This window comes from Streptomyces sp. CY-1 (genome assembly GCF_047218265.1).
GTDB lineage: Bacteria > Actinomycetota > Actinomycetes > Streptomycetales > Streptomycetaceae > Streptomyces > Streptomyces niphimycinicus.
This window is the reverse complement of record NZ_CP178393.1, coordinates 5,033,551-5,057,262: the sequence shown is the minus strand read 5'-3', so window position 1 is coordinate 5,057,262 and position 23,712 is coordinate 5,033,551. Positions and strand designations below refer to the sequence as shown.

Sequence of the window (23,712 nt, the reverse complement as noted above, 5' to 3'; positions counted from 1 at the left end):
GAGGAGTACGAAACCGTTTCGTTCGGAATTTCGGAGGGAGGCGACACGCCATGCCGGCCATGGACCAGGCAACGGAGGACCGGGACACTGCCCGGGTGCGTCGCAGCCGACTCTCCCCCGAGCGCGAACGGGAGTTGTACGAGGCGGTGGTGGAGCTGCTCGGCGAGGTCGGGTACGACGGCCTGACGATGGACGCCGTCGCGACCCGTACGCACTCCAGCAAGGCCACGCTGTACCGCCAGTGGAACGGCAAGCCGCAACTGGTCGCGACCGCGCTGCGGCACACCAAGCCCGTTCTGCTCAAGGGTGTCGACACCGGAACGCTCCGCGGGGATCTGCGGGAGATCGTGCGGTGCTCGGAGAGCGCCCGGGAGCGGGACGCCGCGCTGATGAGGGGACTCGCTCACGCAAGCCACGACAACCCGGACCTTCATGAGGCCCTGCGAGAGCTGTTGATCTATCCCGAGATCGACGCGCTCAACGCGCTGCTGAGGCGCGCCGTCGACCGCGGCGAAATCGCCCCGGACCGGCCCGCCTTGAACTTCGTCGTGCACATGGTGTGCGGCGCGTTCATCGCCCGGCCGCTCGTCGACGGTCAGCAGCCGGACCAGACGTATCTCCTGGAGTACATCGACGCCGTGATCCTCCCCGCGCTCGGCGCCGCGTAGCCCTTCTCTCACTTCCCCCTCCCCTCCCCTCCGCACAACCACATAAGGCCCCGACCGGCGCGCCGCTCTCGTCGCCGGCTCGGTTATCCATCCCTGCCCAGTGCCATCCAACCGACGGGAGCACCTCTTCTCGTGGCCACCTTCCTTTATAAACTCGGCCGGTTCGCCTTTCGGCGACGCGGCTTCGTCGTCCTGATATGGGTGGCGCTGCTCGCGGTCGCGGGCGTCGGCGCCGCCACCGCCTCACCGCCCGCCAACGACAGCTTCTCCATCCCGGGCACCGAGGCCCAGAAGGCATTCGACCTGCTGGAACAGCGGTTCCCCGGAGGTAACGCGGACGGCGCCACCGCCCGTGTGGTCTTCCGCGCCCCGAGCGGCGAGAAGATGACCGACCCGGAGAACAAGGCGGTGGTCACCAAGACCGTCGCCGACCTCAAGGCCAGCTCGCCGCAGATCGCCTCGGTCGCCGACCCCTACCAGGCCCAGGCCGTCAGCAAGGACGGCTCCACGGCGTACATCCTGACCAGCTACAAGGTCAACGCCCTGGAGCTGAAGGACCCCGCCAAGGACGGTCTGAAGGAGGCGGGCGAGAAGGCCGAGAAGTCGGGCCTGACGGTGCAGATCGGCGGTGACGCGCTCCAGGAGATGCCGGAGACCGGATCGACCGAGATCATCGGCATCGCGATCTCCGCGGTCGTCCTCGCCATCACCTTCGGCTCGCTGGTCGCCGCCGGACTGCCACTGCTGACCGCGCTCATCGGCGTCGGCATCGGCATCTCGTCGATCACCGCGCTCGCCACCACGCTGGGGCTGTCCAGCACCACCTCGACACTGGCGATGATGATCGGCCTCGCGGTCGGCATCGACTACGCGCTGTTCATCGTCTCCCGTTACCGAGCGGAGCTGGCCGAGGGGCGGGACCGGGAGGAAGCCGCCGGACGTGCCGTGGGCACCGCGGGCTCCGCGGTCGTCTTCGCCGGCCTTACGGTGGTCATCGCGCTGGTCGGCCTGGCCGTCGTCAACATCCCGATGCTGACCAAGATGGGCTTCGCCGCGGCCGGTACGGTCGTCATCGCCGTCCTCATCGCGATCAGCCTCATCCCGGCGGTGCTGGGCTTCGCGGGCAAGCGGGTCTTCGGGCGCAAGGCGCGCCGGCGGCTGGAGGAGCGCCTCGCGGCGGGTCCGGAGGCCTCCGCCGCCGAGGAGAAGCCCAATATGGGCACCCGCTGGGCGCGTTTCGTGCTGCGCCGCCCGCTGATGGTGCTCCTGGTGGCCGTGCTCGGCCTCGGTGCGGCCGCCGTGCCCGCCATGAGCCTGGAGCTCGGTCTGCCGGACGACGGCTCGCAGCCGGTCAGCAGCCAGAAGCGCCAGGCGTACGACGCGATCTCCGATGGCTTCGGCCCCGGATACAACGGTCCGCTGATGGTGGTCGTCGACGCCAAGGGCAGCGATGACGCCAAGGGCGCGGCCGAGAAGATCCGTAAGACCATCACCGGCCTGGACGGGGTGGCCGGGGTCAGCCCGGCCGCGTTCAACAAGGCCGGTGACACCGCGACGCTCACCGTCATCTCCAAGTACAAGCCGAGCAGCATCGACACCGAGAACCTGGTCGGTGACATCCGGGACGAGGCGAGCGGCTTCAAGGCCGACACCGGCGCCGAGGTGCTGGTGACCGGCCAGACCGGGATGAACATCGACATCTCGCAGAAGCTCAACGACGCGCTGGTGCCCTATCTGGTGCTCGTCGTCGGGCTGGCCTTCCTGCTGCTGATGGTCGTCTTCCGGTCCGTTCTGGTGCCGCTCAAGGCGGCGCTCGGCTTCCTGCTCTCCGTCGTCGCGGCGCTCGGCGCGGTGGTCGCGGTCTTCCAGTGGGGCTGGCTGGCGGATCTGTTCGGCGTCGAGGAGACCGGCCCGATCATGAGCATGATGCCGATCTTCATGATCGGTGTGGTGTTCGGTCTGGCGATGGACTACGAGGTCTTCCTGGTCACCCGGATGCGGGAGGCGTACGTCCACGGCGAGCGCCCCGGCCAGGCCGTCGTCACCGGCTTCCGGCACGGCGCCCGGGTGGTCACCGCGGCAGCGGTCATCATGATCAGCGTCTTCGCCGGGTTCATCGGCTCGTCCGAGTCGATGATCAAGATGATCGGCTTCGGCCTCGCCACCGCCGTCCTCTTCGACGCCTTCGTGGTCCGGATGGCCATCGTCCCGGCGGTCCTGGCACTGCTCGGCAAGTCGGCCTGGTGGCTCCCGCGCTGGCTGGACCGGGCGCTGCCCAATGTGGACGTGGAGGGCGAGGGCCTGCGCAAGCAGCTCGAGCCGACCCCCGCGGCCCAGCAGCACGACTCCGACCCGGACGCCGAGCTGACGCGCGTCTGATCTGCGTCCGACCCGCGGTTGACCCGCGTCCGACCCGCGGCTGACCCGCGTCTGACGCCGAGGTTACGTTCGGCCCGACGGCGGCCTTCCGATCCCGGAAGGCCGCCGTCGGCGTGTGATCCTGGGCGATCCCGCCTGATTCCGCGATGACCGCGCTCTTGCGAACGACTTGCAGGTACGGGCTACCATCGGGCCGATAGCAGCAGCTCAGGAGCGGAGTCCCGCCATGCATGTGCCCGATGGATTCATCGACGCGCCGGTGTCGGCGGTGACCGGTGTGGTCGCCGCCGGGGCCGTCGCGGTCAGTTTGCGCGGTGCCCGGCGGGAGCTCGACGAGCGGACCGCGCCGCTGGCCGGGCTGGTGGCGGCGTTCATCTTCGCCGTGCAGATGCTCAACTTCCCCGTCGCCGCCGGGACCAGCGGGCATCTGCTGGGCGGGGCGCTGGCCGCGATACTCGTGGGGCCGTATACGGGGGTGTTGTGCGTCTCTGTGGTGCTGCTGATGCAGGGCGTCCTGTTCGCGGACGGCGGCCTTACGGCGCTCGGCGTCAACATCACGGACATGGCCCTGGTCACCACGGTCGTGGCGTACGCGATCTTCCGCACGATCGTGAAGCTGGCCCCGCATCGCCGCCGTACGGTCACCGTCGCGTCCTTCGTGGCGGCGCTGGTCTCCGTACCGGCCGCGGCGGTGGCGTTCACGGCGATCTACGCGCTCGGCGGCACGGCCGATGTGGCGATCGGCAAGGTCTTCGCGGCGATGGTCGGGGTGCATGTGCTGATCGGCATCGGCGAGGCGGCGATCACCGCGCTGACCGTCGGTGCCGTCGTGGCCGTACGGCCGGATCTGGTCTACGGGGCGCGGGGCGTGACCGCGCGTCCGCTGGAGATCCGCGACAGCCCGCTGGCCCCGGCCGCGCCGGGAGCGGTGGCCCGGGCCGGGGCGCCCGCGGCCGAACCCGCGACGGCGGCCTCCCAGACCCCCGCCTCCGAGACTCACGAGACCCCCGAGCCCGCCGCGACCCGTGAGCCCGCCGCCCTGCCGCAGCGGTCGACGCGGCGCGTATGGCTGGCCGGGCTCGCGGCCGCGCTGCTGTGCGCCGGGGTCGTGAGCTTCTACGCCTCCGCCAGCCCCGACGGGCTGGAGAAGGTCGCCCATGACAAGGGGATCGACGCGAAGGAGGAGGACCACGCAGCCAAGGACTCCCCGCTCGCCGACTACGGCGTCAAGGACATCTCCGACGCCCGGCTCTCCGGCGGGCTCGCCGGGGTGATCGGCGTGGGGGCCACCCTCGCCGTCGGCTCCGGGGTCTTCATCGTCGTACGGCGGCGCCGGGCGACTGCCGAGAGCGAGCGGGGCTGACGGTGGGCGCGGGACATGCGCACAAGCTCTACCGGGAGGGCCGGTCGCCCGTCCACGCCCTCCCCCCGCACTGCAAGATCGCGGCAGTCTTCTGTTTCGTCCTGGTCGTCGTCTCCACGCCCCGCGAGGCCGTCTGGGCCTTCGGGGCGTACGCGCTGCTGTTGGCCGGAGTGGCGACGGCGGCCCGGATACCGGCCGGGTACCTGCTGCGGCGGCTGCTGATCGAGATCCCGTTCGTGGCCTTCGCCGTGCTGATGCCGTTCATCGCGGAGGGCCCGCGGGTGGCGGTGCTGGGGATGTCGCTCAGCGAGTCCGGGCTGTGGAGCGCCTGGAACATCCTCGCCAAGGGCACCCTCGGCGTCGCCGCCTCCGTCCTCCTGGCCTCCACGACCGAGCTGCGCGCCCTGCTGCTGGGGCTCCAGCGGCTGCGGATGCCCTCGCTGCTGGTGCAGATCGCCTCGTTCATGATCCGGTACGGGGACGTCATCTCCGATGAGATGCGCCGGATGCGGATCGCCCGCCAGTCACGCGGGTTCGAGGCGCGTGGGGTGCGCCACTGGGGGGTGCTCGCCTCCTCGGCCGGGGCCCTGTTCATCCGCTCCTACGAACGGGGCGAACGGGTCCACCTGGCGATGGTCAGCCGGGGCTATACGGGCACCATGCCGGTGATCGACGATGTGACGGCGTCCCGTGCCCAGTGGACGCGCGCCGCCGCCCTCCCGCTGACCGCGCTCGCGGTCTGCCTGACCGGATGGATGCTCCCATGACCGACCCCGCCACCACCCCGCCGTCCCTCCAGGTGGCCGGTCTGGCCTATGCGTACCCCGACGGCCATCAGGCCCTCTTCGGTGTCGATCTGACCGTGGCCCGCGGTGAGCGGGTCGCGCTGCTCGGCCCCAACGGCGCGGGCAAGACCACGCTCGTACTGCACCTCAACGGCATCCTTACGGCGGGCGCCGGGACCGTCACGGTCGCGGGGCTGCCCGTGGCCAAGGCGCATCTGGCCGAGATCCGCCGCCGGGTGGGCATCGTCTTCCAGGACCCGGACGACCAGCTCTTCATGCCGACCGTGCGCGAGGACGTGGCCTTCGGCCCGGCCGCGGCCGGGCTGCGCGGCCCGGAGCTGGAGGAGCGGGTGCGCCACGCCCTGGAGCGGGTCGGGATGGCGGAGTTCGCCGACCGGCCGCCCCATCACCTCTCCTTCGGGCAGCGGCGGCGGGTGGCCGTGGCGACCGTGCTGGCCATGGAGCCGGAGATCCTGGTCCTGGACGAGCCCTCGTCCAACCTCGACCCGGCCTCGCGCCGCGAACTCGCCGACATCCTGCGGTCCCTGGAGGTGACCGTGCTGATGGTCACCCACGATCTGCCGTACGCGCTGGAGCTGTGCCCGCGCTCGGTGGTGCTCAGCGGCGGGGTGATCGCGGCGGACGGCGGGACGCAGGAGCTGCTGTGCGACGAGGAGCTGATGCGCGAGCACCGGCTGGAGCTCCCCTTCGGCTTCGACCCCCGCTCGGTGACGGCGCCGGTGAGGTGACGGGGCGGTCCGCCCACCCGCGCGCGGACGCGGCGTGCAGACGGCCGTCTCAGGTACGCCGGAAGCGGTGGGCGGCGTTCTCCTCCCGGTGGCGGGGACACTGGCAGGGCGGCCACGCCTGCCCCAGCGCGTAGAGGTTGACGTCCTCCCCGACCGGCACGGCCACCAACGCGCGCCGCGCGGTCACCATCCCGTCGCGCGCCATCGTGTAGACACGCATCGTCATCCTCGGCCCCTCGCCCCCGCTCCGGGCCTTGTGGGCGTTCACCGGCCCTCCCTCTCGACCGGGGCCAGGAGCTGGAGCACGCTGCGCAGGCTGCGCTTCACCGCGCCCAGGTGGTAGGACAGTTCCTCCGGCGGGGCGGTGGCCAGGTCGAGGGCTTCCGCCCCCGCGAGGGTCTGTCCGGCCACGATCACGACGGCCTGTTCGAGGCCGTCGCGGGTGGGCTTCCCGGCCGCGATACACGCGGGGCACAGGCCCGAACGCGGCTCGGCGGGGTTACGGGGCCCGAAGGTGCCGGGGGCGGCGCACAGGACGCAGCCGGGGGCCGGGGCGGGCGCGGCATGGCCGGTGGCGGTCACCGGATCACCACCATCCCGTGCGGAGCACAGATCAACTCCACCCGGGGGACGCTCTTCGACCGCTGTCGCTGCCGCCGCTCATCGTCCACCGCGTAGGGACGCACCAGAGCGGGCAGCTCGCTGCCCCGTGGCAGGCGGGGAACGGTGTGCAGTTCCAGGGGCGGCGAGTCGGGGCAAGGGCGCGGGGGCACCGGTCCGGGCCCACCGGCCGGGACGACCACGGCCCCCGCCACGGGCCGGGAAGGCGTCGGATGCGACGCGGGGAACTTCGGGACGGCACGGTGACGGCCGGGCGGCCGTAAGGCCAGAACTGCCCTCACCCATACGAGTGCGCACCGGATAGGGTCGTGCATGCGATCAGCTCCTCGAAAGCTGGTGGCCACGCCCCCGGACGTCCAGCAACGTCGCGGGGGTCTTGCATGTGGCAGGTCTCTTCGCCTTGCCTGCTTTTGGCGGCGTGACCCGTTGACTCTTTGTAGTGCAAGGGTGGCAATCTGTGCTTACCGTCAACAGGCACTGAAGCTGGACAAGTTCAACTGTCCAACGTGAGGGGAGAGCTGTTTGAGCGTCGAAAGTGAGCACGCAGATCCTGCGGACCCCACCGTTTCGCCGTTGGCCCACTTCGGGGCAGAAGTGCGGCTGGAGCGTGAACGGGTGGGGATGTCCCGGGAGGACCTTGGGAGGGAGGCGCACTGCGGGTACTCGCTCGTTGCCAAGATCGAGGCTGGCAAGCGGGTCCCGGCGCTGGAATTCGCGGAAGCGTGCGACCGCGTGTTTCCGCATGCAAACGGCCGATTCGTGCGTTTGTGGCCGTTGGTGCTTAGGCACGCGTTCCCGCCGTGGTTCCGTAGATACGTTGATTTCGAGCGGGACGCTACAATCATCCGGACCTTTGAGAGCCAGATTGTCCCTGGCTTGCTACAGACGCCGGAGTATGCGCGGGCGCTGTTTCGCACCGGCCGACCGGACAGTCTTGATGACTTGGTGACGGCCCGCATGGCGCGGCAAAGTCTCTGGGTGCGCGACAGCCCACCCCGTGCGTGGTTCGTGCTGGATGAGCAAGCGCTCCACCGGAACATTGGCGGAGCTGAAGTGATGGGGTGTCAGCTAGAGCGTTTGCTCAAGGCTGGTCAGGAGCCTCGCACTGTCATTCAGGTAGTACCACAGGCAGTCGGGGCTCATCCTGGATTGGAGGGCCCCTTCACAATCCTGTCATTCGGGCAAGGCCCGGATGTGCTCTACGTGGATTCGTTCAGCGAGGGTCGTACCGTGTTGGATGCGGCAGAGGTAGACGCTGCGGCACACGCATATGATCTGCTGAGAAGTTATGCGCTATCGCCCGAAGCGTCGGCCGAAGTGATCGGCACTTGCTTGGAGGAATTGAGCCCATGATCAAGGCGAATGACATACGCCATGTGGCATGGCGGAAGTCCAGCTATAGCAGCAGCAACGGTGGCAACTGTGTTGAGGTTGGTGCTGGGCTTGTCGACGCTGTCCCCGTTCGCGACAGCAAGAACCCCAGCGGTCCGGCGTTGGTCTTCCCCCCGTCGTCCTGGGCATCGTTCATATCGGCTGTCAGGGGTGGAGAGTTCCACGGCGCCTGAAAAACGCTGACGAGTCATCAGCTTCTGCGTCCCCTGACCGCTCGGCAGGGGACGTCGCGCTGCCCCGGTACGGCTTCGTACCGCATGGGGCCGCAACGGGTCCGGGGCGCGCGGTAACGCCACCTCTGTCGCGGCGCCCCGCCGCACCTGCGGCCCCTCGGGCCGTTACGCCTCCAGCGCCGCCAGGCTGGTCCGCACCGCGCGCACCAGAGCCTGCGCACGCGGATCCGCCGTGACACCGCGCCGCATACCGTTGGTGACGTAGGCAAAGCCGATGCGCGCCTCCGGGTCGGCGAAGGCGAGCGAGCCACCGCGCCCCGGGTGGCCGAAGGAGCCCGGCCCCAGCAGCGGGCAGGCCGGGCCGTGCAGCATGTAGCCGAGGCCGTACCGGGTGCCGACGACCAGGACCCGGTCCGGCCCCGCGGACTCCTCCGTACGGGCCATCGTCAGCGTCGCCGGGGCGAACAGCCTGCCTCCCGAGCGGGCCGTACGGGCCGAGGGCAGCGGGCCGATCAGCGCCGCGTAGAAGCGGGCCAGCGCCTCGGCGGTGGCCACCCCGCTCGAGGCGGGCAGCTCGGCGGCGAGATAGCCGGGGTCGTTCTCGTCCGGCACCGGGGTGATCGCCGCGAACGCCCGCCGGGTCAGTGACTCGGGGTCCCGATACGCCTCGGCGACCGACCGCTTGGGGCGCAGCCGGGGCCCATGGGCGGCGGGCGCGGCCAGGGCCTCCACCGCCGCGATCCGGCCGACCCGGCCCCGCTGTGCCTCGGGCAGCCCGAGCCACAGGTCGAGTCCCAGCGGGCGGGCGATCTCCTCGGCGATCCAGCGCCCGATGGTCCGCCCGGTGACCCGGCGCACCAGCTCGCCCACCAGCCAGCTATACGTCTGGGCGTGATAGCCGTGGGCCGTACCGGGCTCCCATACGGGGCGCTGGGCGGCGACGGCCCGCGGCCCGGATATGCCGTCGACGGCCTCGGCGGGGGTCAGCGGGGTGTCGAGCACGGGCACGCCGGTGCGGTGCGCGAGCAGATGCCGCACCAGCACCCGCTCCTTGCCGGCTTCCTTGAACTCCGGCCAGTAGGTGCTGACCCGGCCGTCCAGATCCAGTTGGCCGCGCTGATGCAGCAGCAGCGGCACGGCGGCGGCGACGCCCTTGGTGACCGACCGGACGACCTGGGCGGTGTCCTGGGTCCAGGGCTCGGGACCGCCGCCGGAAGGCCCGGGGCCGCCCTCGCCGTCGTCGTCGGGGGCCCTCGTGTCGGGGGCCCTCGTGTCGGGGGCGTTCGTGTCCGGGGTCTTCGTGTCGGGGGTCTTCGTGCCGCCCCACAGATCGACGACCTTCTCGCCCTCCCGGTAGAGCACCATGGCCGCACCGCGCTCGCCGTGCCGGGCGAAGTTCGCCGCGAAGGCGTCCCGGACCGGTTCGAAACCGTCGGCCACCGTGCCCTGGACGTCCACCACTGATCCGACTCCCGCCATGCCGACCCGCGCGTGTGTGCTGTGTTTCTTCTTATGGTGCAACGTCCTTCGGGTGAGGATCATGCCGGGGGCGGGCAGGATCACCGGCGGACACGTCACCGTGGGGCAGCGGCGGTCCGAGAGCCGACGAGAAGGGGCACACGGTGCGGAGATTCGAGGGCTACGCGGTCATGCTCACCGGCGCGGGACGCGGGATCGGGGAGGTCACCGCCCGCCGCTTCGCCGACGAGGGCGCCCGGGTGCTGATCACCGACCTGGACGGCGAACGGGCCGCGAAGGCCGCCGCGTCCATACGGGCCGACGGCGGCGAGGCCGAGTCGCTGGGCTGCGATGTGGCCGGGCGGGCGGACGCCGAGGCGGCCGTGGCGCACGCCGTAAGGAGCTTCGGAAGGCTGGACGTCCTGGTCAACAGCGCCCACTCATGCCACGTCGACACCCCGCTGTTCGAGGACCAGTTGGACGACGAATGGCAGCAGGACATCGATGTCACCCTCGGCGGCGCGTTCCGCTGCTCCCGCGCCGCGCTGCCGCATCTGGCCGCCGCGGACGGCCGGGGCGCGATCGTCAACGTCGGCTCGGTCAATGGCCTCCAGGACTTCGGCAACCACGCCTACAGCGCCGCCAAGGCGGGCCTGGGCAGCCTCACCCGCACCCTGGCCGCCCACGCCGCCCGGCGGGGCGTCCGCGTCAACCTCGTGGCCCCCGGCACGATCCGCACCCCCGGCTGGGACGGCCGGGAGGACACCCTGCGCCGCGCCGCCGAGGTCTACCCGCTCGGCCGGGTCGGCGAACCCGCCGACATCGCCGCCGCCATCACCTTCCTCGCCTCGTCCGACGCCGCCTGGATCACCGGCACCACCCTCCCCGTGGACGGCGGCATCACCACCACGAACGTGGCGGTGCGCAGGGCCTTCGGTCACTTGGAGACGCCCAGCGAGACATAGTCGTAGCCGCCCTGCCAGGAATCGCTCGTATAGACGTTGGTCAGCCGGGAGCCGCGCCAGATCACGCTCCTCTCGAACAGGAGGGGCAGATAGGCGGCGGAGTCGGAGATCCTCCGATTGATCTGTGCGTAGTCGCTCCCGGCCTTCGCCGGATCCTGTTCGGCGATCGCCGTGTCGAAGAGGTCGTCGACCGTGGGGTCGGCCAGCTCCGCGACATTGAAGTTGCCGGTGGACTCGATGAAACGGCTGTCGGCGAGCGGCTGTAGAAAGTTCTGCCCGGTGAGGAAGTCGGCACCCCACCGGTACAGGACGATGCCGTATCCCTTTTTCTTCACCGTCGCGGGCGCGCTTACCGTATCGCTGAAATGGATGCCGTCGATCTGATCGACCTCGGTGGTGATGCCGACTTTCCGCAGCGATGCCTGGAGCGACATGGCGACATCCACGTCGACGGGGCGATTGTTGCGCACCGCGATGGTGGTCCGGAATCCCTTGGACTCTCCGCACGCCTTCAGCTCGGCCTTCGCCTTGTCGGTGTCCGGCTTGCCCTTGCTCTTGACCGTCCCGTACGGGTCGTAGGAGGACTCGGAGCCCCCGATGGCGGGCGGGAGCATATGGGGCGCGATATCGCCGGTCCGCGGACCGCCCGCGGCGGTCCGCACGTTCTCCCTGTCCGCCGCGTAGAGGACCGCCTTACGGCAGTGGACGTTGTCCAGGGGTTTGACGGAGCGGGGGAGGGCCGCGAACAGAAGTAACCCGTTGGACGGGCTGTCCAGCCGGGCGCTGAGGCCGGAACTGCTCGTGGCCTGGGTGAGGGCAGGTTTGGTGAGTCCGTAGGATTGCAGGTCCAGGTCATAGGCTCCCGAGAACAGGGCTTTCGCGTTCGTCTGCTCGTCGCCGCGGATATTCACCGTGATCTGGTTGGGAAGGGCGGTGCGGATCGGATCGGACGCCCGCTTCCAGTTGCTGTTACGGACCAGTTCCAGCGATGTGCCCGGCCGGTAGGAGCGGAATTTGTACGGCCCCGAGGAGAACGGATTGTCCTGGTACTTGTCCTTGGTGTCCTTCGACTTCTTCACCGGTGATGCCGACGGTGTCGCCAGCATGCGCTCGAAGTCGCCGTTGGCCTTCGGCAGTTTGAAGACGATGGTCCTGGGGCCCGGGGTCTCGATGGCCGTCAGCCCGAGCTTGTCCTCGGACGTGTCCTTGTACGGCCCCTTGTAGGTGTGGCCGGGATCGAGCGCCTCCTGGATGAAGACCGGGCCACCGAAGATTTTGTCCTGGTCCCAGATCCGCTCGATGCCGTATTTGATGTCCTGTGGCGTGATCGGGGAGCCGTCCTCCCAGGTGATGCCCTTGCGCAGGGTGTAGGTGTACGTCCTGCCGCCGTCGGTCACCTCGGCCTTCTTCTCCGCGAGGTCCGGGACCAGTTCGGTGCCGTCCTTACCGGGCTTGGGGGCGTAGGTGACCAGTTGGCGGGCGTAGTAGCGCGAGAAGTTCCAAACGAAGCCCAAATAGCTGCGCTGAGGGTCCCATGAATCCGCGTCGCTCTTGCTGATGAACTTCAGCGTTCCGCCCGGCTTGGTCGAGGCGTTGACGACGCCCCCCTTGGCGGCGACGTTGTACCCGGAGGTGGGCCCCGGTTTCGGGGTGCCGGACGACTTCGAGGTGTTGCGCCCGGAGTCGTCCTCGGAGGAGCCCTTCATCCACGACATCGCCAGTGGTATGCCCGCGGCCACCAGGGCCACGAAGAGCGCTCCCGCCAGCCCGTAGGTGACGGCGCGGCGGCGGCCCGGAGAGGCGCCGCCGGGGGCGGGGAGCGGGGCGGGCGACGGCAGGGCCATCGGCGACCAGGTAGGCATCGGCGGCACCCCGGGCAGCGGCACGGGCCCGGGGGCCGAGGCGGCCGGGGCGTGGTCCGCGGGCGCCGCTCCCGGCTCGTACGGCGGCGTGGGTGTGCCCATGAACGTGGGCGGGGGCGTCGGTTCGTGGTCGTACGGCGGGGGCGGCGGGCCGAAGCCGGGCGGTGCCCAGGCGGCGTTGCGGGCCAGGGCGAGCCCGCCCGCCGTATTGCGGTCGCGCTTCTGCGGCAGCGGCCGCCCCTTGGCCCGCAGCGCCGCGTACACCTGCGCGTAGACCGTGTCCAGGTCCAGCAACTCCGGCCCGCCCGGCACTCCTTGCCGCAGCAGCCGCAGCAGCTCACCGGTGAAGGCCGTATGGTGCTCGCCGGGCGGGGCGAGCGCGAAGCTGGTGTCGGGGACGGAGGCCAGCAGATAGGTGCCCTCGATCTCCACCTGGTCGACCACCGCCTCGGCGCTCGCCGCGCTCATGAAGCCGAGCACGCGTCCGCTGAAGCAGCAGTCGAGCAGCATCACCTGGCGCCCGGCCCGCCCGTCGAGCACGACGTCGCGCAGCGTGCCGTACGGCAGTCCGGTGTAGGAGCGGTGCTGTATGGACCCGGTGAGCCCCAGGAACAGCTCGCCGCGGCGCGGTTCCACGAGTCCGTGTCCGGCGAAGTACACCAGCAGGGTGTCCGTGGCCTCCTCGGCCGCGGTCCGGACGGCCTCGAGGACCTCGACCGCGGTGGCGGGGTCCTCGACGACTGTGCAGTGCTCGGGCGCCAGCCCCCAGGAACCCGGCGCGCACAGGGCCGCGGCCAGCGTGCTCAGGTTGTTGGCCACCGCCGGGATCGGCTCCAGGTGGGCGTAGCGGCTGGTGCCGATGAGCACCGCGCGGGTGGCGGCCGGGTCGGGCAGAACGGCCACGGCTACCGCCCTCCTCCGTCGGCCTGACGGTCCCGGTCCGGGTCCCGGTCCGGATCGGGGGCGGCCGGGCTCTCCAGCGCGTCGATCAGGCGCCGCAGCTCCTCGTCGTCGCCACCGTCGAGGTCGACCGTAAGGTCACCACGGCGCACGGTGATCCGCCGGGCGTGCGGACGTGTCTGCCGCCAGGTGGACAGTGCCAGCGCGAAGGAGGCGGCGCTCCAGGCGTTCTCGGTGACCAGTTGCAGCACATCGGTGAGCACGCCCATCTGGCCCGGCGACGGCTCGGCCTGGACCAGCTCCACATGGGCGCCGCGGCGCGCGGCCGGATCCCGTCTCAGCCAGTCGAGGAGCGATCGCAGCTCCGCCTCCCCACCGTCCACCGCTACGTCGATCCGCACCAAATCCCCCTTGTGACGACGGTCTCTCCGATTCTGTCCTACCCAGGGACGTCCGCGCAGGATCAACGAAGAGCAAGGTCAACGGAGTTCGGGTGCGTGCCGCCCGCTCATGGCTGCCGCGCCGGTGGTGTGGCCAGCGCCCGGCGCCACTGCTCGGTGACCGACCGCCGCAGGCGTTCGGTGTCGACGGCGCCCGGGTCGAGAAGTCGTTGCAGCCCGATTCCCCGGAGCTGTCCGACGATCGCCACCGCGACCTCCTCGGGCGCGAGGTCGTGGCGGATGGTGCCCTCGGTGATTCCGGCCGTCACATCGTCGCGCAGATCGGCCCTGAACGACTCGTCCCGCTCGCGGAAGATCGGTGCCAGTTCGGGCATGGTGGGCGCCTCGGCCCACAGCAGCAGGAACGCGTGATGGGCGGCGCCCACCTGGCCCATTTCGCCGATGTAGCCGGCGATCAGCCGCAGGAGGCGGTCCAGCCCTGGGGGCAGATGGGCGAGGCCCGGCACGAATCCGGCTTGGGTGCTGCGGGCCAGAAGCTCGAGGAGCGCCTGCTTCGAACCGAAGTGGTGGGTGACGATTCCGCGGCTGTACCCGGCTCGCTCACCCACCCGCGCCAGCGTCAGTGAGCGCACTCCCTGCTCGATGACCAGCTCGGCGGCGGCCGCCAGCAATGCGGCTTCGGCCTGGTCGCGACGCTCCTTCTGGGTGCGGCGGGGGGTGGGCATACAAGACTCCTAACTAACTTGCGTGTCGTCCAACAAGTTTATACGGTGCCACTCATCCTGACTGGAGGTTTCGATGATCGACATGGATGAGCGTGCCCTCGATGTCTTCCTGGCCGAAGACCCCGGTGGCCCCGTGGTGATGCTGAACCTGCTGCGGTTCCGCCCGGACGGCGGTCGTGAGAGCTACCAGCGCTACATCGAGGCGCTGGGCCCGGAGATCAACGCGCGGTACGGATTGCGGGTGGAGTACCTCGGGGACGGCGGTCATGCCCTGGTCGCCGAGGAGGGGCAGGCATGGGACACGGTGCTCCTGGTGCGCTACCCCAGCCGCCAGGCGTTCGCCGACATGGTCCGTGACCCCGACTACCGGGCGGTGTCCCATCTCCGCGCCGAGGCGCTGGTGGAATCGGTCCTCCAGCCGACCGTGCCGCTCCAGGGGAGCGTGGTCTGATGCCCGCCGTCTTCGTACACGGCAACCCCGAGACGGCGGCCGTCTGGGATCCCCTGCTCGCCGAACTGAAGGCCGCCGGCGCCGCTCCGGCCGACCTCATCTGTCTGTCCCCGCCCGGATTCGGCGCACCGCTGCCGCCCGGGTTCGGGGCGACCGTAGCGGAGTACCGCGACTGGCTGATCGGTGAACTGACACACTTCGCCGAGCCCGTGGACCTGGTGGGCCACGACTGGGGCGGCGGACACGTCCTCAACGCGGTGATGAACCGCCCGGACCTGGTACGGAGCTGGGCCAGCGACACGATCGCGGCCTTCGAACCCGACTACGTCTGGCATGAGCTCGCCCAGCGATGGCAGACGCCGGGAATCGGAGAGGCCGATGTGGCCGCACGCTTCGGCGCCCCCGTCGAGCAGCGGATAGCCACGCTCATCGAGCGGGGGATGGGCGAGGCGGCGGCCGAACGCGTCGCCCAGGGGCAGAACGAGGCGATGGGCCGGGCCGTGATCGCCCTCTACACCTCCGCCATGCCACCGGTGATGGCCGAACTCGGCCGGGACCTGGAAAACGCCGCGCGGCGGCCGGGACTCGTGTTCCTCGCCACCGAGGACCACGCGGCCGGAACCACCGAACAGCGCTGCCGCGCCGCCCGCCGCGCCGGTGCCCGGGTGGAGGTCCTCGATGGGCTGGGCCACTGGTGGATGACACACGACCCCGCCCGCGGCGCGCAGGCGCTCACCCGCTTCTGGGCATCGCTGGACCACGCGTAGCCGCACATACGCGGATGCCGCCACGAGAGGCGGCCCGAGGCACGAAGCGGATCAACCGGCGTGCAGCATCAGTCCGATGCCCGCCACCATCAGTCCCGCCGCCGCGATCCTCGGGCCGCCGAACCGCTCCTTGAAGAACAGCGTCCCGATCGCCGCGCCCACGATGATCGACGATTCGCGCAGCGCCGCGATCGGGGCGAGTTCGGCCTGGGTCTGGGCCCAGAGGACCAGGCCGTAGGCGGAGACCGACAGCAGGCCGCCGAGCAGGCCGCGTGCGGCGACGGGGCGCAGTTGGCGCAGGAGGGCGCCGCGGCGGACCGCCAGGGCGTAGGCGGGGATGGCGAAGCCCTCCAGGATCATCAGCCAGGCGATATAGCCGGAGGCGCTGCCGGAGGCGCGTACGCCCAGGCCGTCCACGACGGTGTACGCGGCGATGGACAGACCGGTGGCGATGGCGGCCGTAAGGGCGAGCCATTGCGGTGCGCCGCCGTTCTGCCCGCCGTCCCGTCCGCTTTCCTCGTGGTCGGCGTGGCGGGAGCCCTTGACGCCCCCGTGGCGGGAGCCCTTGACGCCCCACAACGCCACGCCCACCAGTCCGGCCGAGGCCAGCGCGATGCCCGCCGCCTGCCAGTGGTCCGGCCGCTCGCCGACGAAGACCCCGGCGGCCACGGTCACCACCAGCGGCGCCGTGCCGCGTGCGATGGGATACATCTGGCCGAAGTCGCCCAGGTGGAACGAGCGCATGAGCAGCAGTTGGTAGACCACGTGGATGGCCGCGGAGGCCAGCAGATACGGCCAGGCGTCCGCGGCGGGCAGCGGGGCGAACGGCAGCAGCGCCAGCCCGCATACCGCCCCGCCGCCGCCCACCAGGGTGAAGGCGAGGAGCTGATCGCGGATGCCGTGCGCGATGGCGTTCCACGACGCGTGGGTGACGGCCGCGATGAGCACGGCGGCCGCGACGAGCGGGGTCATGCGGACCGCTCGCGCACATCCACCAGGGTGCCGTCGGCGTGTGCGATCAGGGTCTTGGGGTCGAGCGGGAAGACGGTGTGGGGGGTGCCCGCCGCGGCCCATACGGTCTGGTGGTCCAGCAGCCGGCGGTCGGCGAGGACGCGGGTGCGGGTGCGGTGGCCGAAGGGCGGCACCCCGCCGATGGCGTAGCCGGTGGTCTCCCGTACCAGCGCCGCGTTCGCCCGGCGGACGCTCCCGGCGCCCAACTCAAGCCGTACGAGCTCGACGTCGACCCGTGACGCCCCGTCCATCAGCACCACCACCGGCTGCCCGTCCGCCTCGAAGACCAGCGACTTGACGATCTGGCTCAGCTCACAGCCGATGGCCGCGGCGGCCTCGGCGGCGGTGCGGGTGGCGTCGGGGAAACGGCGCACCTCCACGTCCAGGCCGAGTTCGCGCAGGGCGTCGGCGAAGCGGGGGTGGGCGGCGGTGTCAGGGGTGGGGGTGGGATCGACCATGGAACGACGCTATCGACGCGCCCGCCGCCCACGCCAGGGCATTTCCCCGAGGTCACACCGGCACCGGTCGGCCGGGCCGAACGCGAAGGAGCCGGGCGGGCGCTCGAAGCGCCCGCCCGGCTCCCGTGCCGTCACGCCGGTGGAACTCCCGGCTCAGCCGCCCGCGCGCAGCAGCGCCGCCACCATCGGGCCCGCCGTGTCGCCGCCGTGGCCGCCCTCGGGCACCACACCGGCGGCCGCGATGTCGTCGCGGTACGCGCTGAACCAGCCGTTGGGCTTCTCCTGGTTGTCCACCTCGGCCGATCCGGTCTTGGCGCCGAAGTCGCCGCTCATCCCGGCCATCGCCTCGGCGGCGGTGCCCGAGGTGGCCGTCAGCCGCATCAGCTTGCGCAACTGGTCATGGGTGCTCGACTTCATCGTCTTGCTCGCCTTGGCCAGCGTCCGGTCGTCCAGCGACGGCGAGACCAGATACGGCTGGCGGAAGGTGCCGGTGGAGGCCGTGGCCGCGACCGACGCCATGTTGAGCGGGTTCATCCGCACCCCGCCCTGGCCGATCAGCGAGGCGGCCTTGGAGGCCGCCGACTGCACCGGCACCGCGCCGTCGAAGGAGGGCACCCCGGTCTGCCAGTTGAGCCCGATGCCGAAGACGTTCCGGGCCTCGTTGGTCAGGTCGTCGTTCTTCAGCTTCCCCGCCTGGCTGATGAAGGCCGTGTTGCAGGAGCGGGCGAAGCTCTGCTCGAAGGTGCCGTTCTTGATCTCGAACTTCTTGTCGTTCTGGAACTTCCAGCCGCCGTAAGAGAAGTACTTGGGGCACGGATGGGCCTTGCCGTACGCCGCCAGACCCTTGTCGATCAGCGTCGCCGAGGTGATGATCTTCATCGTCGAGCCGGGTGCGTACGAGCCCTGGAGGGCGGTGTTGAAGCCGCTCGCGGGGGAGTTGGCCACCGCGAGGACCTCACCGGTGCTGGGCTTGACCGCCACCACCGACGCCTTGGTGCGCTTGCTCACCTGCTGCTCGGCGGTGCTCTGGAGCGATGCGTCGATCGTCGTGCGGAGCGTGCCCGGGGTGCCCTTGGAGAGCACCTTCAGCGTCTTGTCGGGGGACTTGGAGCCCTTGGCGCGCTGGATCCAGGTCTCCACGCCCGCCTTGCCGCCCGCCTTCTTGCCGTACCGCTCGCGCAGCGCGGCCAGGACGGTCTTGAGGGTCGGGTGCTCGGCGGCGGTCAGCTCCTTGCCGTCGCGGTCCACCGCCTTGATCGGCGGCGCCTCGGACGCGCCGGTCTTCAGGGTGTCGCCCTCGGCGAGGTCGGGCTGCACCACGGAGGGCTTCCAGCCGACGACCGGCTTACCGGTCTTGGTGTCGCGGGTGACGGTCAGCGAGGATTCATACGTCCAGGGGACGCTCTGACCCCCGGAGGAGATCTGGGCGTTGACCGAGAACGGCACCTTCGCACCGCTCGCCGCCCCCGGCTCCAGTGCCACCTTGGCCACATGGGCCTTCTTGCGGTAGTCGCCCAGCGCCGTGGTGGCCGCGCCGGTGTCGTCCGTAAGGGCGGCGGCCTTCGCCGTCTCGCCCGCCGACCAGGCCGCCAGGAACGCGCGGGCGGTGGTCTTGACCTCGGCCGCGCTGGGCGGGCCGGTCTTCACGTTCTTCAGGGACGGCTTGTCGTCACCCGAGCCGGCGCTCGCACCGTCCTTCGCACTGGAATCGTCCTGGCCGCCGCCGCAACCGGCAACACCGACCATGGCGGCGAACACCGCACCGACGATCGCGGCTCTCGCGCCACTCCGCATTACAGAACCCCCACAGTGTTCTCGATTCCCTCCATCAGTCGATGGAGGCCGCGGTGCCCGGCACTCTACCGGCACCAGGAGAAGCCCCCGCGCCCTCACCGTAGGGGGGTGCGGGGGCGGGGGCCGGATCCGGACGGCGGGCCGGGGATCAGATCCAGGTATCCAGCCACATGCGGGCACGCCAGGCGTCCATGGGCATCGTCTGCCCTGTGTAGAGCGGGAAGAAGTAGATGAAGTTCCAGATGATCAGCAGGACGAGCGCGCCCGAGCCGACCGCGCCGATCACCCTGCGGGTCTCGCTCGCCCCCGGTGGCCCCAGCAGCGCGCCGATCATCATCGCCACCGCCAGACACAGGAAGGGCACGAAGACGACGGCGTAGAAGGAGAAGATCGTCCGGTCCTGGTAGAGGAACCACGGCAGATAGCCCGCCGCGATCCCGCACAGGATCGCGCCCGCCCGCCAGTCGCGCCGCAGCGCCCACCGGAACAGCAGATACAGCAGCGCGAAACAGGCCGTCCACCACAGCAGCGGGGTGCCGAGTGCCAGCACCTCACGGGCGCACTTCTCGGCGGCGTCGCTGGGGCAGCCCTCCTGGCCGGCCCGCGGGGACTCGTAGAAGTACGAGACCGGGCGGGACTGCACCATCCAGCTCCACGGATTGGACTGGTAGATATGCGGCGAGTCCAGGTTGACGTGGAACTGGTAGACCTCGGTCTCGTAGTGCCACAGGCTGCGCAGCGGGTTGAGCAGCCAGTCGAAGGCGCCGCCGGTGCCATAGCCGCCGCCGTCCGGCTTCCGCGATTCGGCCCAGTGGCGGAAGTAGCCGCTGTGCTGCCAGCCGCGCCCCCGGTCGAAGGTGCCGCTCGCGGTGAACCAGCCCGACCAGGAGGCGATGTACGTGACGATCGCCACAGGCACCAGCGAGAGGAACGCCCAGCCCAGATCGCGCCGCAGCACCGCCCGGTAGGGGCGGAGTGCGCCCGCCGTACGGCGGCTGCCCACGTCCCACAGGACGGCCATCAGGCCGAAGGCCGCCAGCACGTACAGCCCGTTCCACTTGGTGCCGATGGCCAGGCCCAGCAGCACCCCGGCCGCGATCCGCCACGGCCGCGCGCCCAGCTTCAGGCCCCGGGCGACCGCCGGATCCGGCCGCGGTGTGCCGTCCTCACCGGCCGGCAGCGCCGCCGCCAGCCTGGCGCGCGCCTGGTCCCGGTCGACGAGCAGACAGCCGAAGGCGGCCAGCACGAAGAACATCACGACCAGGTCGAGCAGCGCCGTGCGGCTCATCACATAGTGCAGCCCGTCCACGGCCATCAGCGCGCCCGCCAGACAGCCGAGGAACGTCGACCGGAACAGCCGCCGCCCGATCCGGCACAGCATCAGCACCGAGACCGTGCCGAGCAGTGCGACCATGAAGCGCCAGCCGAACGGATGCAGCCCGAAGAGCTGCTCGCCGAGCCCGATCACCCACTTGCCCACCGGCGGGTGCACCACATACGAGGCCGCGTCGCTGAGCGGGATGTGCTGCGGGGTCTCCAGGATCCGGTCGTTGGCGGCTTTCGGCCAGGTGCCCTCGTAGCCGTACTCCCAGATCGACCACGCGTCCTTGGCGTAATACGTCTCGTCGAATATGACGTTGTCCGGGCTGCCAAGATGCCAGAAACGGGCCAGCCCGGCGCACAGCGCGACCAGCAGCGGCCCGCCCCAGCCGCTCCAGCGGGCGATTCTGGCCGCCGCCGAGGGGGTCGCGCCGAAGACCTCCCAGAGCCGGGTGCCCGGCTCCGCGTACGGCGGGACCAGCCGCTCCCGTACGCCGGGCCTGGCCTGGCCCGCGTATCCGAAGCGGCGCAGCCGGCGCTGCCAGGCCGGCTGCTGCTGGCCGGTGGCTTTGCCCGGCTGGGCGTGGGTCGCGGTGTCACTGGTCACCGGGCCATCGTAGGGAAGGGGTCTGTGAGTGTGGTGGGGAAAGGCGGCGAACCGGGGATTCGCGCGGCGAACCGGGGATCGATGGCCGGGGCGGCGGGCGCGCGGGGCCCGCCGCGGGCGGCTGCGAGGATGGTGGGCGTGACTGGAACGCTCGTACTGGCAGGGACCCCCATCGGCGACACGGCGGACGCGCCCCCGAGGCTGGCCGCCGAACTCATGGCCGCCGACGTGATCGCCGCCGAGGACACCCGGCGGCTGCGCCGCCTCACCCAGGCCCTGGATGTGCGCCCGGCCGCGCGGGTGGTGTCCTATTTCGAGGGCAATGAGTCGGCCCGCACGCCCGAGCTGGTCGAGTCGCTGGCCGAGGGCGCCCGGGTGCTGCTGGTCACCGACGCGGGCATGCCGTCGGTCTCCGACCCCGGCTACCGCCTGGTCGCCGCCGCCGTGGAGCGCGGAATCACCGTCACCGCCGTGCCCGGCCCGTCCGCGGTGCTCACCGCCCTGGCCGTGTCCGGGCTGCCGGTGGACCGCTTCTGCTTCGAGGGGTTCCCGCCGCGCAAGGCGGGGGAGCGGCTGAGCCGGCTGCGCGAGGTCGCCGACGAGCGCCGCACCCTGGTCTGGTTCGAGGCCCCGCACCGGCTGGACGACACCCTGGCCGCCATGGCCGAGGTGTTCGGCCCGGACCGCCGCGCCGCGGTGTGCCGGGAGCTGACCAAGACGTACGAGGAGGTGCGGCGCGGCCCGCTGGCGGAGCTGGCCGCCTGGGCGGCGGAGGGCGTACGCGGCGAGATCACCATCGTGGTCGAGGGCGCCCCCGCGCCCGGCCCCGAGGAGGCGGGCCCCGCCGAGCTGGCCCGCCGGGTCGCGGTGCGCGAGGAGGCCGGTGAGCGCCGTAAGGAGGCCATCGCGGCTGTGGCGCAGGAGGCGGGGCTGCCCAAACGGCAGGTGTTCGACGCCGTGGTGGCGGCGAAGAACGCGCCGGGAAGCGCGCCACGAGAAGGTAAAGCACCGTAGCGAAAGGCAAAGCTCAGGTTAGTAGCCGGGAAGCTGCGTGCCGGTTTTGGGAAGGCCGGTGCCAAATCTCGCTCAAAGAGCGGGAAGAGCCGATGCGGCAGCGCCGGGAAAGGCGTCCACTGGGTGTGGAAGACCTGGGGCGATCCCATCCCGGAAGACTTGTCCTGTGTGACAAGAGGAGCTGCCATGAGCGATATAGCGGGAACCTCGAGCGGTGCTCATCCGATTGCCGCCCACACCCCCTCCGCCGGGCCCGGCGAGGTGGCCCACGAGGCGTACGCCTTCGCCTGCATGAAGTGCGGGCACGGCTGGGAGCGGTCGTACGACATCGAACACCACGTCGACGGCGAGGGCCGGGCCTTCGTCGTCTACTTCACCGACGGCCTGCGCGTTCCGTCCCCGCTGACGAGCCCCGACTGCGTCAACTGTGGTGCGCATCTGGTGCGGATCATGCGCTCGGGGCAGGTCTCCTCGGTCCTGGAGAGTGCGCGGCGCGGGAGGCCGCACACCGCCCGGGGCGCGGAGGCGGGCACCGGAGCGACGGAGGGGACGGACGGGACGGACGCCGGGACGGGCACCGGGGCGGATGGCGCACCGGAAAATGAGGGCCCCGCGCGACGCCGTGCGCACCATTGGCATCTGGCGAATCTGCTGCACCCCTTTCAGCACCACCGCGACTGAGTAGGTTCCGGTTCATATGAGCTGTTTCACATGAACGGGTTCACATCAGCGCGTTCACATGAGCGGTTCACATGAGCCGGGCTCGGGTCAACTGAGCGGCCGGACGCGATTCACCGCACATTCACCGGGATTCATAGAATCGCGACCATGTCGAAAACAGCACCGACCCCCGGCGGCAGTGGCAAGGCGAGCGGCGCGCAAAAGGAAAAGGACGCGCCCCCGCCGCCGCCGGAGCCCCTGCGGGTCCCGGTCGCCGATTCCCACACCCACCTGGACATGCAGTCGGGCACCGTCGAGGAGGCACTGGCCAAGGCCGCCTCGGTCGGCGTGACGACCGTCGTCCAGGTGGGATGTGATCTGGCCGGGTCCCGGTGGGCGGCCGAGACCGCGGCGGCCCACGAGAGCGTCTGGGCCACCGTGGCCCTGCACCCCAACGAGGCGCCCCGCATCGTCCTCGGCGACCCCGACGGCTGGTCCCGGCAGGGGGCGCGGCAGCCCGGCGGCGACGCCGCCCTGGACGCGGCCCTCGGCCAGATAGCGGCCCTCGCCGCCCTGCCCCAGGTCCGGGGCGTGGGCGAGACCGGCCTCGACTACTTCCGCACCGGCCCCGACGGCATGGCCGCCCAGGAGCGCTCGTTCCGCCGCCACATCGCCATCGCCAAGGAGCACGGCAAGGCGCTGGTCATCCACGACCGCGAGGCGCACGACGATGTGCTGCGGGTGCTCGCCGAGGAGGGCGCGCCCGACACCGTCGTCTTCCACTGCTACTCCGGTGACGCGGCCATGGCGAAGATCTGCGCCGAGCGCGGCTACCACATGTCGTTCGCGGGCAACGTCACCTTCAAGAACGCCCAGCCGCTGCGCGACGCCCTCGCCGTCGCCCCGCTCGACCTCGTCCTCGTCGAGACCGACGCGCCGTTCCTGACCCCCGTCCCCTACCGCGGACGGCCTAACGCTCCGTATCTGATTCCGCTCACCCTGCGGGCCATGGCCGAGGTCAAGGGCGTCTCCGAGGACACTCTGGCGACCGCCGTGGCGGCCAATACGGCGCGCGTCTTCGGCTATTGAGGGCGCGGCGGCGCCCAGTGAGGGGCGGTGGCGATCCGGCGCAACTGATCACACTGCGTGATGATTTCGCTTTGGAGAGTCACCCCCACTCCGCTACAGT

At 71.0% G+C, this 23,712-nt stretch carries 24 protein-coding genes; 13 read left to right on the top strand and 11 right to left on the bottom strand.

Translation table 11 applies throughout. The annotated features are described in order from the left end of the window. Positions 1 to 50: 50 nt before the first annotated feature. From ACK1X7_RS21565 to ACK1X7_RS21545, 5 genes are all read left to right on the top strand, one after another. On the top strand, positions 51 to 668 hold the full coding sequence (locus tag ACK1X7_RS21565; protein ID WP_385143480.1) for a TetR/AcrR family transcriptional regulator: 618 nt from the start codon (positions 51 to 53) through the stop codon (positions 666 to 668). 132 nt (positions 669 to 800) lie between these two features. Next, positions 801 to 3,047, top strand: a complete 2,247-nt coding sequence (locus ACK1X7_RS21560; RefSeq protein WP_390792171.1) for an MMPL family transporter — start codon at positions 801 to 803, stop codon at positions 3,045 to 3,047. Positions 3,048 to 3,273: 226 nt separating this feature from the next. Then, complete coding sequence (locus ACK1X7_RS21555) at positions 3,274 to 4,410, top strand: energy-coupling factor ABC transporter permease (RefSeq protein ID WP_385143476.1); 1,137 nt, start codon at positions 3,274 to 3,276, stop codon at positions 4,408 to 4,410. A gap of 2 nt (positions 4,411 to 4,412) precedes the next feature. Then, on the top strand, positions 4,413 to 5,177 hold the full coding sequence (cbiQ, locus tag ACK1X7_RS21550; RefSeq protein WP_390792170.1) for a cobalt ECF transporter T component CbiQ: 765 nt from the start codon (positions 4,413 to 4,415) through the stop codon (positions 5,175 to 5,177). Further along, complete coding sequence (locus tag ACK1X7_RS21545) at positions 5,174 to 5,944, top strand: energy-coupling factor ABC transporter ATP-binding protein (RefSeq protein WP_361497178.1); 771 nt, start codon at positions 5,174 to 5,176, stop codon at positions 5,942 to 5,944. Before cbiQ ends, ACK1X7_RS21545 begins: the two co-directional genes overlap by 4 nt. 49 nt (positions 5,945 to 5,993) lie before the next feature. Here ACK1X7_RS21545 and ACK1X7_RS21540 read toward each other — a convergent pair whose 3' ends face one another. The 3 genes from ACK1X7_RS21540 to ACK1X7_RS21530 are packed head-to-tail and all read right to left on the bottom strand — an operon-like array spanning position 5,994 to position 6,879. After that, positions 5,994 to 6,212, bottom strand: coding sequence for a hypothetical protein (locus ACK1X7_RS21540; protein WP_413115529.1), 219 nt, complete (start codon positions 6,210 to 6,212; stop codon positions 5,994 to 5,996). Further along, positions 6,209 to 6,526, bottom strand: a complete 318-nt coding sequence (locus ACK1X7_RS21535) for a hypothetical protein (RefSeq protein WP_361497172.1) — start codon at positions 6,524 to 6,526, stop codon at positions 6,209 to 6,211. Before ACK1X7_RS21535 ends, ACK1X7_RS21540 begins: the two co-directional genes overlap by 4 nt. Further along, a complete protein-coding gene (locus tag ACK1X7_RS21530) occupies positions 6,523 to 6,879 on the bottom strand; it encodes a hypothetical protein (RefSeq protein WP_390792168.1) in 357 nt (118 codons plus the stop codon). Before ACK1X7_RS21530 ends, ACK1X7_RS21535 begins: the two co-directional genes overlap by 4 nt. Before the next feature lie 208 nt (positions 6,880 to 7,087). Between ACK1X7_RS21530 and ACK1X7_RS21525 the strand changes: the two genes are divergently transcribed. After that, positions 7,088 to 7,918: a helix-turn-helix domain-containing protein gene (locus ACK1X7_RS21525; protein WP_385143470.1), complete on the top strand. Its 831-nt coding sequence runs from the start codon at positions 7,088 to 7,090 to the stop codon at positions 7,916 to 7,918. After that, entirely contained in the window at positions 7,915 to 8,130 is a 216-nt protein-coding gene (locus ACK1X7_RS21520) for a DUF397 domain-containing protein (protein ID WP_385143468.1), read from the top strand. The genes ACK1X7_RS21525 and ACK1X7_RS21520 overlap by 4 nt, the downstream gene beginning before the upstream one ends. A gap of 165 nt (positions 8,131 to 8,295) precedes the next feature. Here ACK1X7_RS21520 and ACK1X7_RS21515 read toward each other — a convergent pair whose 3' ends face one another. After that, complete coding sequence (locus ACK1X7_RS21515) at positions 8,296 to 9,591, bottom strand: serine hydrolase domain-containing protein (protein ID WP_385143466.1); 1,296 nt, start codon at positions 9,589 to 9,591, stop codon at positions 8,296 to 8,298. A 161-nt stretch (positions 9,592 to 9,752) separates the two neighbouring features. Here ACK1X7_RS21515 and ACK1X7_RS21510 point away from each other — a divergent pair, with 161 nt between their 5' ends. Then, positions 9,753 to 10,553, top strand: a complete 801-nt coding sequence (locus ACK1X7_RS21510; RefSeq protein ID WP_390792166.1) for an SDR family NAD(P)-dependent oxidoreductase — start codon at positions 9,753 to 9,755, stop codon at positions 10,551 to 10,553. Here ACK1X7_RS21510 and ACK1X7_RS21505 read toward each other — a convergent pair. The 3 genes from ACK1X7_RS21505 to ACK1X7_RS21495 all read right to left on the bottom strand — a co-directional run bounded on the left by ACK1X7_RS21505 (position 10,526) and on the right by ACK1X7_RS21495 (position 14,441). Continuing rightward, a complete protein-coding gene (locus ACK1X7_RS21505) occupies positions 10,526 to 13,318 on the bottom strand; it encodes a caspase, EACC1-associated type (protein ID WP_385143462.1) in 2,793 nt (930 codons plus the stop codon). The genes ACK1X7_RS21510 and ACK1X7_RS21505 overlap by 28 nt on opposite strands. A 2-nt stretch (positions 13,319 to 13,320) precedes the next feature. Continuing rightward, positions 13,321 to 13,716 (bottom strand): effector-associated constant component EACC1, encoded by a 396-nt coding sequence (locus tag ACK1X7_RS21500; RefSeq protein ID WP_413115528.1) that lies wholly within the window; start codon positions 13,714 to 13,716, stop codon positions 13,321 to 13,323. Positions 13,717 to 13,823: 107 nt separating this feature from the next. Next, the gene (locus ACK1X7_RS21495) at positions 13,824 to 14,441 is read right to left on the bottom strand and encodes a TetR/AcrR family transcriptional regulator (protein ID WP_413115527.1); all 618 of its coding nucleotides are present in this window, start codon (positions 14,439 to 14,441) and stop codon (positions 13,824 to 13,826) included. A 73-nt stretch (positions 14,442 to 14,514) separates the two neighbouring features. Between ACK1X7_RS21495 and ACK1X7_RS21490 the strand changes: the two genes are divergently transcribed. Both ACK1X7_RS21490 and ACK1X7_RS21485 read left to right on the top strand, forming a co-directional pair. Next, a complete protein-coding gene (locus ACK1X7_RS21490; protein ID WP_385143457.1) occupies positions 14,515 to 14,892 on the top strand; it encodes a DUF1330 domain-containing protein in 378 nt (125 codons plus the stop codon). Next, the gene (locus ACK1X7_RS21485; RefSeq protein WP_385143455.1) at positions 14,892 to 15,659 is read left to right on the top strand and encodes an alpha/beta fold hydrolase; all 768 of its coding nucleotides are present in this window, start codon (positions 14,892 to 14,894) and stop codon (positions 15,657 to 15,659) included. The genes ACK1X7_RS21490 and ACK1X7_RS21485 overlap by 1 nt, the downstream gene beginning before the upstream one ends. 51 nt (positions 15,660 to 15,710) lie before the next feature. Here the strand turns inward: ACK1X7_RS21485 and ACK1X7_RS21480 are convergent, their stop codons facing one another. From ACK1X7_RS21480 to ACK1X7_RS21465, 4 genes are all read right to left on the bottom strand, one after another. Next, a complete protein-coding gene (locus tag ACK1X7_RS21480; protein ID WP_390792164.1) occupies positions 15,711 to 16,631 on the bottom strand; it encodes an EamA family transporter in 921 nt (306 codons plus the stop codon). After that, positions 16,628 to 17,128, bottom strand: coding sequence for a YbaK/EbsC family protein (locus ACK1X7_RS21475; protein ID WP_385143445.1), 501 nt, complete (start codon positions 17,126 to 17,128; stop codon positions 16,628 to 16,630). The genes ACK1X7_RS21480 and ACK1X7_RS21475 overlap by 4 nt, the downstream gene beginning before the upstream one ends. Positions 17,129 to 17,281: 153 nt before the next feature. Further along, positions 17,282 to 18,922 (bottom strand): penicillin-binding transpeptidase domain-containing protein, encoded by a 1,641-nt coding sequence (locus ACK1X7_RS21470; RefSeq protein WP_385156097.1) that lies wholly within the window; start codon positions 18,920 to 18,922, stop codon positions 17,282 to 17,284. A 148-nt stretch (positions 18,923 to 19,070) separates the two neighbouring features. Further along, positions 19,071 to 20,849, bottom strand: a complete 1,779-nt coding sequence (locus ACK1X7_RS21465) for a dolichyl-phosphate-mannose--protein mannosyltransferase (protein ID WP_385156094.1) — start codon at positions 20,847 to 20,849, stop codon at positions 19,071 to 19,073. 138 nt (positions 20,850 to 20,987) lie between these two features. Here ACK1X7_RS21465 and rsmI point away from each other — a divergent pair, with 138 nt between their 5' ends. The 3 genes from rsmI to ACK1X7_RS21450 all read left to right on the top strand — a co-directional run bounded on the left by rsmI (position 20,988) and on the right by ACK1X7_RS21450 (position 23,612). After that, a complete protein-coding gene (gene rsmI / locus ACK1X7_RS21460) occupies positions 20,988 to 21,863 on the top strand; it encodes a 16S rRNA (cytidine(1402)-2'-O)-methyltransferase (protein ID WP_216343598.1) in 876 nt (291 codons plus the stop codon). 186 nt (positions 21,864 to 22,049) lie between these two features. Beyond that, a complete protein-coding gene (locus ACK1X7_RS21455) occupies positions 22,050 to 22,544 on the top strand; it encodes a hypothetical protein (protein ID WP_385156091.1) in 495 nt (164 codons plus the stop codon). A 147-nt stretch (positions 22,545 to 22,691) separates the two neighbouring features. Further along, positions 22,692 to 23,612, top strand: coding sequence for a TatD family hydrolase (locus ACK1X7_RS21450; RefSeq protein ID WP_385156088.1), 921 nt, complete (start codon positions 22,692 to 22,694; stop codon positions 23,610 to 23,612). Positions 23,613 to 23,712: the final 100 nt, after the last annotated feature.